The sequence below is a fragment of the Bacteroidota bacterium genome, assembly GCA_030706565.1.
GTDB lineage: Bacteria > Bacteroidota > Bacteroidia > Bacteroidales > JAUZOH01 > JAUZOH01.
This window is the reverse complement of sequence record JAUZOH010000114.1, coordinates 1-10,509: the sequence shown is the minus strand read 5'-3', so window position 1 is coordinate 10,509 and position 10,509 is coordinate 1. Positions and strand designations below refer to the sequence as shown.

The 10,509-nt window shown below is 42.1% G+C and carries 6 protein-coding genes and 1 pseudogene; all 7 read left to right on the top strand.

Translation table 11 applies throughout. From position 1 onward, the window contains the following. Positions 1-211: 211 nt before the first annotated feature. A pseudogene (locus Q8907_07785) lies at positions 212-1,405 on the top strand (glycoside hydrolase family 88 protein). A 186-nt stretch (positions 1,406-1,591) separates the two neighbouring features. Then, entirely contained in the window at positions 1,592-2,587 is a 996-nt protein-coding gene (locus Q8907_07780) for an alginate lyase family protein (protein MDP4274161.1), read from the top strand. 66 nt (positions 2,588-2,653) lie between these two features. Next, positions 2,654-4,222 (top strand): putative Ig domain-containing protein, encoded by a 1,569-nt coding sequence (locus Q8907_07775; protein ID MDP4274160.1) that lies wholly within the window; start codon positions 2,654-2,656, stop codon positions 4,220-4,222. 73 nt (positions 4,223-4,295) lie between these two features. After that, the gene (locus Q8907_07770; protein ID MDP4274159.1) at positions 4,296-6,257 is read left to right on the top strand and encodes a GDSL-type esterase/lipase family protein; all 1,962 of its coding nucleotides are present in this window, start codon (positions 4,296-4,298) and stop codon (positions 6,255-6,257) included. 75 nt (positions 6,258-6,332) lie between these two features. Further along, entirely contained in the window at positions 6,333-7,766 is a 1,434-nt protein-coding gene (locus tag Q8907_07765; GenBank protein MDP4274158.1) for an alpha-L-fucosidase, read from the top strand. A 184-nt stretch (positions 7,767-7,950) separates the two neighbouring features. After that, entirely contained in the window at positions 7,951-8,922 is a 972-nt protein-coding gene (locus tag Q8907_07760; protein ID MDP4274157.1) for a glycoside hydrolase family protein, read from the top strand. A gap of 112 nt (positions 8,923-9,034) precedes the next feature. After that, on the top strand, positions 9,035-10,509 hold a 1,475-nt coding region (locus tag Q8907_07755), incomplete at its 3' end, for a glycoside hydrolase family 28 protein (GenBank protein ID MDP4274156.1).

The window sequence follows — 10,509 nt, the reverse complement described above, 5'->3', positions numbered from 1 at the left end:
GGGAAAATATTGCCTCAAAAGGAAGGCGAAGTTTTTACAATCGACCTTGGGCTGATAACCATGTCAAAAGGCATTCATACACTTAGCCTGGAACCCGTCGAGGTGACAAAGAATGAATTAATGAAACTCCTTGAAGTGGATTTGATTCCTGTTCATTAATCAGATTTTTTGATTTTGAGGAGTAATTGTATTTGTAAATAAATATCAGACAATGAATAAAATATACCTTTTTATTTTAATATTTTTCTTTTTCTGCGGAATAAATATTTACTCTCAGGATGATAAAAAAATATTCCGGGATGCTGAAAGCCAAACAAAGCTGATGTTGCAGGAGGTTCTAAAATCAAAGTCTGCGGCTGCTGATCTTTCTTCGAAAAAGAAATCTGAGTTGTGCTCGCCACGCACCCTTGATGCTAAAGGAAACCTGGTGCTTGTTGCTGCCAAAGATTGGACCAGCGGATTCTTCCCTGGGACTTTATGGTTTTTATATGAGTACACGGGGAAAAAAGAATGGAAAAATGCAGCTTCAGAATTCACTTCGAAAATTGAAAACGAAAAGTGGAATGCCGGTACCCATGATATAGGTTTTAAAATTTACTGCAGTTTTGGCAACGGTTACCGCCTCACAAAGGATACCGCTTACCGTTCAGTGATCATACAGGCTGCAAAAACATTGTCAAAGCGTTTTTATCCCAAAGTAGGATGCATACGTTCGTGGGATCATAACCGTGATAAATGGGCTTTCCCCGTTATCATAGATAACATGATGAATCTTGAGCTGCTGTTTGCGGCTACACGTTTAACAGGTGATTCTTCCTTTTATCATATCGCTGTAAGCCATGCCCTTACTACAATGAGGAATCATTTCCGCCCGGATTACAGTTCGTATCATGTCGTAGATTATGATTCCATAACCGGTAATGTGATTAAAAAAACCACTCATCAGGGATATTCTAATGAATCTGCATGGGCCAGGGGACAGGCCTGGGGTTTATATGGATATACTTATTGTTACCGTGAAACTAAAGATCCAAGGTTTCTTAAGCAGGCTGAAAATATTGCAGAATTTATTTTAAACAATCCGGCTTTACCCAAAGATCTGATTCCTTACTGGGACTTTAACGCTCCCGACATTCCGGCAGAACCCCGTGATGTTTCTGCTGCAGCTGTGATGGCCTCTGCATTTTATGAATTGAGTACTTTTTCCTCTAAAAGGGATTACCGCAAAATCGCTGATAAAATCATTGTAAACCTTACGGCTCATTACCGCTCTCCATTGGGCGAAAGTAAAGGATTTGTTTTATTGCACAGCACAGGGGCAAAGCCCTTTAATACGGAGGTAGATGTGCCGTTGAACTATGCAGACTATTATTACTTGGAAGCCTTGTTGCGTTCGAAAAGACTTATGGAAAACAAACCCTTGCTTGAGAAACAGATTAAGGATCAATCTCTAAGTATTTTTTTGCTGAACAAAAAAATATTGGTTGCTTCAAAGTTGAAAATTAAAAATGGAGACCCACAAGCTGTAACTGCATGCCAGAGACTTTTAAACTCTGCTGATAAACTCATGGATAAAGGACCTTATACGGTGATGCATAAAACACAGGTTCCACCCAGCGGCAGTAAGCATGATTATCTGAGTCTGGCACCTTATTTTTGGCCTAATCCGAATACACCTACAGGCCTGCCTTTTATCCGGAAAGATGGGGAACGCAATCCTGCAATAAAAGCAATTAGTGATGATACTGAGTTGGGGAATTTGGAGCAGGCTTCTGAAGTTTTAGCACTGGCTTATTATTTTTCAGGTGAAGAGAAGTATGCGGAAAGGGCAACTTTTCTTATCAGAACCTGGTTTCTGCTACCTGAAACAAAAATGAACCCAAATGTAAATTTTGGTCAGGCAGTTCCCGTTAAATATGATGGTCGCGGAGAGGGGGTACTTGAAACCCGCGGAATTAACCGGATTATTGATGCAATAGGATTATTAAAGGGATCTCAGGCTTGGACTGAAACAGATCAAAAAGGTATGCAAAGCTGGATCTCTGAATTTTTGGAATGGATGCAGAATAGTAAAATTGGAAAAGCTGAGCTGAATGCTACAAACAATCACGGTATTTGGTACGATGCCCAACGTTTGAGCTATGCCTTGTTCCTGGGAAAGAATAACCTGGCCAATGAAATTTGCAGGAATGCACTCAGAAGGCTGGATGTGCAAATGGATAATAAGGGCAGCTTTCCTAAGGAGTTGGCCAGGACTAATTCCCTGGGTTATTCTGTTTTTGTCATGCAGGCCTTTTTTCAAACTGCTACTTTGTCCGAAAACACTGATATTGATTTGTGGAATGTTACCACACCCTCAGGCAAGAGCCTGCAAAAAGGAGTTGATTTCCTTATGCCTTATTTATTAAAAGAAAAAGAATGGACAGGTCAGCAAATTAAATCCTATAATTTCTCTGATGCTGTGTCTTTTATCAAACAGGCTTCTAAAAAGATGAATAAACCGGAATATTTGAAAGGATTGCCTGAAAATGTTTCCAAAAATTCAGAGACAGGTTGGCAGCAGCTTATTTCAGGATTTGATGAGTAATGAATGAAATATGTATTATAGTTTAAATCGGTGTAGTCGTAAGCGATAGATTATTAATTATATAAAATGAAAACAAAATTAAAAAAGACATTTTTTAATAGATATCATTTTTTTCTTGCCTTGGTCCTTGCTGGTTCGTTTTGTGTGACAGGACTTAAAGCCCAGAAAACCGCTGGAATTATATTAACGCCGAAGGAAAAAGCAGAACCACAGATTAACGGGCCTAAAGTGTTTGGGGTAAGGCCAGGGCATCCTATAATATTTACGGTTCCTGCAACCGGCGAAAGGCCTGTGATATTTTCTGCGGCCAACCTTCCGCTTGGTGTTAAACTAAACAGCCAGACCGGGAAAATAACAGGTTCAGTTGCAAAGCCTGGTGAATATGTGGTGATTCTCAAGGTTAGAAATTCGAAAGGTACAGCCAGCAGGAAATTTAAGATAGTGGTTGGGGAAAACATTGCATTGACGCCTCCTATGGGATGGAACCATTACAATATTTATGGTACCAGGATTACCCAGGAGGAAGTGCTTGCACAGGCCAAAGCGATGGTGGCCAGTGGGTTGATCAATCACGGGTGGAGCTATATCAACATTGATGACGGGTGGCAGGGCAAAAGGGGCGGCAGCTTCCATGCCATTCTTCCCGACACTACCCGTTTCCAGGATATTCAATTATTGTGCAACCAGGTTCATGATTTGGGCCTGAAGATCGGGACATATTCCACACCCTGGGTTGAATCCTACGGGCACCGGGCCGGAGGATCTGCCATGAATCCCGAAGGTGCCTTTCTACCTGTAAAAGAAAAAATTGCCAGGAACAGAAAAATATTGCCTTTTGCCATTGGCAACTATCATTTCTGGGATAATGATGTGAAACAGTTTGCCCAATGGGGATTCGATTATTTGAAATACGACTGGAACCCGATTGAGCTGCCCGAAACCAAAGAAATGTATGATGCCCTCAGGGCCAGTGGCCGGGATATTGTTTTGAGCCTGTCAAACAGCACTCCTTTTGCCACTATCGACGATTTGTCAAAAGTGTCGAATGCCTGGCGCACTGGTGGGGATATCAAAGATGAATGGAAAAGCTTGAAAAGCCGTTTGTTCTCGCAGGATAAATGGGCACAGTATGCAGGTCCGGGGCATTGGAATGATCCGGATATGATGATAGTCGGTGTTGTTGGATGGAATTCTCCTGAAAAACACCCGACCCGTCTGACTCCCGATGAACAGTATACACACATGAGTGCATGGTGCCTGATGTCTGTTCCTTTATTGCTGGGCTGTGACCTGACTAAGCTGGACGATTTCACACTTAGTCTTTTAACCAATGACGAAGTTATTGCTGTCAACCAGGATCCATTGGGAAAGCAGGCAACAGTTGTTTCCAAACAAGGCGAAAATGGTGTAATGGCCAAGGATATGGAAGACGGAACAAAAGTAGCAGGATTATTTAATACGGGTGATGAGGGTACTCAGCAGATCGTTCTTAAATGGTCGGATCTCGGTATAAAAGGCCGCTATATTGTGCGTGACTTGTGGAAACAAAAGGATCTGGGCACATTCAAAGATGAATTTAAGGCAGATGTCCCAGAGCATGGGGTAGTTCTGGTAAGTTTACGGAAAATAAGATAAGATAATCTGAAAACCTTGTTAGATTTGAAAAAAATAATTCATTAATCAAATAAGGAAAAATAAAAATTCACAAATGAAAAAGTTAACGTTCTTCTTTGTCTTTTGTTTATGCCTGATCATAACCATTCAGGCTCAGGTTATCACAAATGTTCAATCTGGGAAATGGTACGGATTTGAAAGAGTAAAGTTCAATTTTAACGGGAGGGCAGCTTGGTATGTGAAACCAGCCCAACCTGCTGAAGGAAATCCCTGGGTCTGGAGGGCTCATTTTCCTGGCTGGCATGCAACGATGGACTCTGTTTTATTATCCAGGGGATTTTTCATCGCATACATCAATACCAACGATATGTACGCTTCTCCTGCTGCCATGAGGATATGGGACATGTTTTATGATTATTTGGTAACACAAAAGGGTTTTGCCCCTAAAGTTGCCCTGGAAGGGGTCAGCCGCGGTGGATTGTATGTCTATGGCTGGGCAAAGCGGAATCCCTCGAAGGTCGCCTGTATTTATGCTGAGGCTCCAGTTTGTGACTTTAAGAGCTGGCCCGGCGGTAAAGGAAAGTCTAGGGGCAGTGCCGGTGATTGGAACCTTTTGTTAAAATGTTATGGTTTTACCGAAGAAGCAGCTTTGGCTTATAAAGATAATCCTCTTGATAATTTGCAACAACTGGCTTCATACAAAGTGCCGGTCATGCATGTAATTGGGTTGCAGGATAGTGTGGTTCCTCCAGAAGAAAATACTTTTTTGCTGGTCAATAATTATACTCGCCTGGGGGGAATTGCCACAATTGTCCCTATGACCCGAGGAAAGAAAGAACTTGGCGGTCATCATTTCGAAATCGAGAATGTAAACAGACTGGCTGATTTTATCACTTCAAATTCACTGCCTGTAAAGCATACCCTTGATGCTGCTTTGTTTCATTCCATCCGAGGAGGTTTAAATAACTGCTTTATCCGTTTTCAAAAGGAGAAAAAAGGAAGGGTTGCTTTTCTTGGCGGATCAATCACTGAAAATCCGGGTTGGAGGGATAAGATCTGCCGTTATCTTACAGAACGTTTTCCAGATACTAAGTTTGAATTTATTCCTGCAGGGATAGGTTCTACTGGCAGTACTCCCGGAGCTTTCCGTTTAGAGAATGATGTTCTTTCAAAGGGACAGATCGATCTGCTTTTTGAAGAAGCTTCAGTAAATGATAATGTTAACGGCTTTGATGACAAGGCGAAAATCCGGGGGATGGAAGGTATTGTCCGTCATGCCCGCCAGGTTAATCCTAGGATGGATATTGTGTTGATGTATTTCGTCGATCCCGATAAAATTGCTGCCTACAATCAGGGCATAGTTCCCTCTGAAATTAGAACCCATGATACGGTTGCCCTACGGTATAACCTGCCCTCTGTCAATCTGGCCAAAGAAGTGACTGACCGTATCCGGGCTGGGGAATTTACGTGGAATGATGATTTCAAGAACCTTCATCCTTCTCCTTATGGACAGGAAATTTATTACCAGTCAATTCGTGGCTTGCTAGAAGCTTGCTGGAAAAACTGCGATACCTTGCAACCGGTCAGGAATTATCCTCTTCCCAAAGAGCTGGATAAGTTTAGTTATGACCGTGGTATTTATTTGGATATCCATCAGGTTAAAAATATCAGGGACTGGAAATTGGTGGATAATTGGAAACCAACGGATGGAACAGGCTCACGCAGGGGATTTTCAAATGTGCCTATGCTGATCGCTGAAACACCCGGAGCCGAGTTGGAATTTTCTTTTAAAGGGACTGCTGTAGGAATTTGCGTGGCTGCCGGACAGGATGCCGGCATAATTGAGTACAGCATTGATAATAAGCCTTACAAAAAGCAGGATTTATTTACAAAATGGAGCAAACAGCTTCATATTCCCTGGTATTATGTCCTGGACAACGAACTTTCAAAAGGGAAACATTCAATTAAAATAAGGATTTCGCAGGATAAGAATCCGGAAAGCAATGGACATACTTGCCGGATTGTACATTTTTTAGTGAATGGATCAAAAGCTTGAGGAATCCTTAATTCTTATGATGGATTATTAAAAACTGATTACTAATTAACTGATTACTAATTAACTGATTATTAAATGAAAAAGTCTTTTTTACTTTTTGTTTTGGCTGTGGGTTTGAGCCAGTTCAGCTGGTCGCAGAAAGCCGTTTCACAGAAGGAACGTATGAAATGGTGGAGTGAAGCCCGTTTTGGCATGTTTATCCATTGGGGCGTATATTCAGTCCCCGGCGGGGTTTATAAAGGGCATGAAATGCGCCATGGAGGTGCAGAATGGATCATGAACCGTTCTAAAATCCCTGTAAATGAATATCAACAATATGCCAAAGAGTTTAATCCTGTTAAGTACGATGCTGATGCATGGGTTAGAATGGCGAAAGAGGCAGGGATGAAGTATATTATCATCACTGCAAAACATCACGACGGCTTTGCCATGTTTAAGACGGGTGCCAGCAAGTGGAATATCGTGGATGCTACGCCATACGGCAAAGATGTCCTCAAACCATTAGCTGCAGCTTGTAAAAAGTACGGGATCAAACTTGGCTTTTATTATTCGCAGGCCCAGGATTGGAATAACCCGGGTGGCGCTGCTTCCAGAAAGGTGGCTACGGAGGGTTGGCTTAATCCTGATTCTGCAAAAATTGATGCTTATACCAAAGAGCATAACGGACATTGGGATCCGGCGCAAACAACTGCTTCCATGTCCGATTATATCGATAAGGTTGCTGTTCCCCAGGTAAAGGAATTGCTGAGCAATTACGGAAAGGTATCCGTGCTTTGGTGGGATACTCCTACCAATATGACTGATGAGTATGCCCAGAAATTGCAGGCTGTTTTGAAAATTCAACCCGGTATTATCACCAATGACCGTCTGAAACATCCTAATTTCCCAGGAGATACCAAGACTCCGGAACAGAAAATTCCTGATCTTAAAGAATTGGACGGAAAGTATTGGGAAACCTGCATGACCATGAATGGCAGCTGGGGATTTAAAAGTTATGACCATAACTGGAAAAGTACGGAAATGCTGGTCCGCAACCTGATCGATATTGCATCCAAGGGGGGAAATTATCTTTTGAATATTGGGCCTAAATCTGATGGAGAATTTCCGGAAGAAAGTATCCAAAGGCTTGCAGAGATTGGAAAGTGGATGAAGGTAAACGGGGAAGCCATTTACGCCACACAGTCAAGCCCTTTGCAGCCGTTGTCTTGGGGCCGTTGTACCCGGAAAGACGGCCAAAGTGTGACTACCCTTTATCTTTCAGTGTTTGAATGGCCAAAGGAGGGGAAATTAATAGTTCCCGGATTGAAGAATCAGGTGATTTCCGCAAAATTTCTGGCTAACGGCAAATTGCTGAAAACATCTTTAACCAATGACGGGCTGAGTATTTCATTGCCCCTTCAGGCGCCGGATAACATTGCATCTGTTATCAAAGTGGAGGTAAAAGGTAAAATCAAAAATGCTGTATCCTCTGAAATTAATGGTAAAATGAAAACTGGAGAGTTGGATTAAGTTTATGTGATAGGGAAGTAGTATGTCTATGAACCACCCATGGTTTTTGATCTCTAACCTGATACAAAAATCATGGGGGCTTACTTCCCTCTATTATTAAGTCTTAACTATTATATTTCAATCAAATACGAAACTTGGGATTGGCATGAATTCTTTTTACAGAATATTACAAATTGCTATTTTATTGATTTTAATATCCCCCATTACTGAAGCCCAGCAGTTTGAGAATATTAAAAAATATATACAGCCTGCCGTAAAAAACGGGGGCTTTGCGATGGAGGATTATATTTTATGGTGCCCATCGGTGATTAAAGTAGGGAAAACCTACCACATGTTTGCTTCCCGTTGGCCTGCAAAATATGGCATGGGCGGCTGGACAAAATACTCGGAATGCGTGAGGGCTACATCCGATAATTTGTATGGACCTTATACTTTTCAGGAAATCGTTTTGCAGAAAAGGCCGGATTCCTGGGATAATTCCCGTGTACACAACGTCAAAATCATTAAGGACGGCTCAAAATATTTACTTTTCTATATTAATTCGGCCAATCAAACCGGTTATGCTGAAGCTGATTCAATTACTGGCCCGTGGATAAGGACAGATAAGCCTGTTATTCATTTCAGTAATCCGGCCCCCCTGGTAAGAGCTGATGGCAGTATATATGTTTTCGGGCGCTTGGGCGATGCTAATAAAGTAAACCGGGGTGTTGCCTGCACTGCCCCTTCCTACAAAGGCCCTTACACTATGGTTGCAAACGGGGACAATCTCCTGCCGGATAATTGCGAACTGGAAGATCCTACCCTCTGGTGGGCCAATAATCAGTACAATGTGATTTGCAATGATTGGAAGGCTAAAGCTACGGGCATTTTCAAAGCTGGCGCACAGTATTATTCCAGGGATGGAATTCATTATCATCTTGTTTCTTCCCAACCGGTTTTTAACAGGGCAGAACCTGTTATTTATGATGATGGCTCCACAGAGAAATTTGAGCGCAGGGAAAGGCCTTTTGTATTTATAAACGAGAAAAATGAAGTGATGGCCCTTTTTACTGCAAACCTGACTTCTGGCGGTACTGCTAAAATTGTTGTTCAACCTGTAAATCATTATTATCCAAGGGAAGCAGGGAAACAGGCTGTTGCAAAGTCGGGTAAATAATAACATTCCCGGGATTAAATTTAATATCATTTTATATTTAGCTAATAATCATTAGTTTACAATGACTAAATATTTTCAACCTGTCAGGTTAGTTTTACTTTTACTCCTTTCATTGAATATAGGGGTTTCAGCACAAAAAGTTTTTAACGTCAGGGATTTTGGCGCTAAAGGTGATGGGAAAGCGATAGACGGGGAAGCCATTGACAAAGCCATTGAGGCTGCTGCTCAGGATGGCGGAGGCACGGTCTTTTTCCCTGCCGGTACCTATGCCAGTTATACAATTCATTTAAAAAGTAATATATCTCTCTATCTTGACCAGGGAGCCACAATTCTGGCTGCTGAACCTAAGAATGGGGCCGGTTATGACCAGCCGGAGCCCAATGAATTTGAAGCATACCAGGATTTCGGCCATAGCCATTGGCACAACAGCTTGATTTATGGCGAAAACCTTCATGATATTTCCATTCTTGGCCAGGGATTGATCTGGGGAAAGGGCATGACCCGGAGCACCAAACAACCGCAGGGCGGAGGAAACAAGGCCATAGCATTAAAATTATGCCGAAACGTTAATATAAGGGATATATCCATTCTTCATGGCGGCCATTTTGCAATACTCTTAACGGGCGTGGATAACCTCACCCTGGATAATCTCCGGGTTGATACCAACCGCGACGGATTTGACATTGATTGTTGCCGGAATGTAAGGGTATCGAATTGTTCCGTTAATTCGCCCTTTGACGATGGTATTTGCCTGAAAAGCAGTTTCGGACTGGGTTTTGCCAGGGCAACTGAAAATGTAACCATTACCAATTGCCAGGTTAGCGGTTATGATGAGGGAACTTTCCTGGATGGTACCTTCAGGAGGGAATATAAACATTATTCCGACAGCACGACTACCGGCAGGATTAAAATGGGTACGGAATCAAACGGAGGATTTAAGAATATCACCATTTCAAATTGCATCTTTGATTATTCAAGAGGATTGGCGCTGGAGACTGTTGATGGCGGCCTGCTCGAAGACGTGACCATTTCCAATATTACCCTGCGCGATATTGTAAATTCCCCGATATTTATTCGTCTGGGCGGTCGCATGCGCGGACCAGCAGGAGTTCCGGTGGGTGCACTTCGCAGGATAATTATCAGCAATATGGTTGCTTATAATGTCGATCCCCGCTTTGGGGTTATTATCAGCGGTATACCCGGCCATGACATGGAAAATATCCAGCTGAACAATATTCAGATTTATTACAGAGGTGGCGGAACAAAAGAACAGGCTTTACGTGAAGTTCCTGAATTGGAAAATGATTATCCAGAGCCTTACCGGTTTAAGACCATGCCTTCTTATGGATTTTTTATCCGGCATGTAAATGGAATTGAGATGAATAATGTCAGGATAAGCTGCAGCAGCAACGATTTCCGTCCTGCCTTCATCCTCGATCAGGTAAAAAAAGTAAAATTTTTAAATATAAGTGCTCAAAAAGCAAAGGATATCCCGTTAATGGTGTTGAAAAATGTGGAGGATTTTACCATACATCAGAGTTACCCTATTGCTGATGTCCGATTGGACAAGGTCTTAAAAAAAGAATT

What these genes read in the sequence shown, in the direction of transcription:
- Q8907_07780 (MDP4274161.1), top strand. Translation starts at nt 1,592, where the DNA reads ATGCATAAAACACAGGTTCCACCCAGCGGCAGTAAGCATGATTATCTG.
- Q8907_07775 (MDP4274160.1), top strand. Translation starts at nt 2,654, where the DNA reads ATGAAAACAAAATTAAAAAAGACATTTTTTAATAGATATCATTTTTTT.
- Q8907_07770 (MDP4274159.1), top strand. Translation starts at nt 4,296, where the DNA reads ATGAAAAAGTTAACGTTCTTCTTTGTCTTTTGTTTATGCCTGATCATA.
- Q8907_07765 (MDP4274158.1), top strand. Translation starts at nt 6,333, where the DNA reads ATGAAAAAGTCTTTTTTACTTTTTGTTTTGGCTGTGGGTTTGAGCCAG.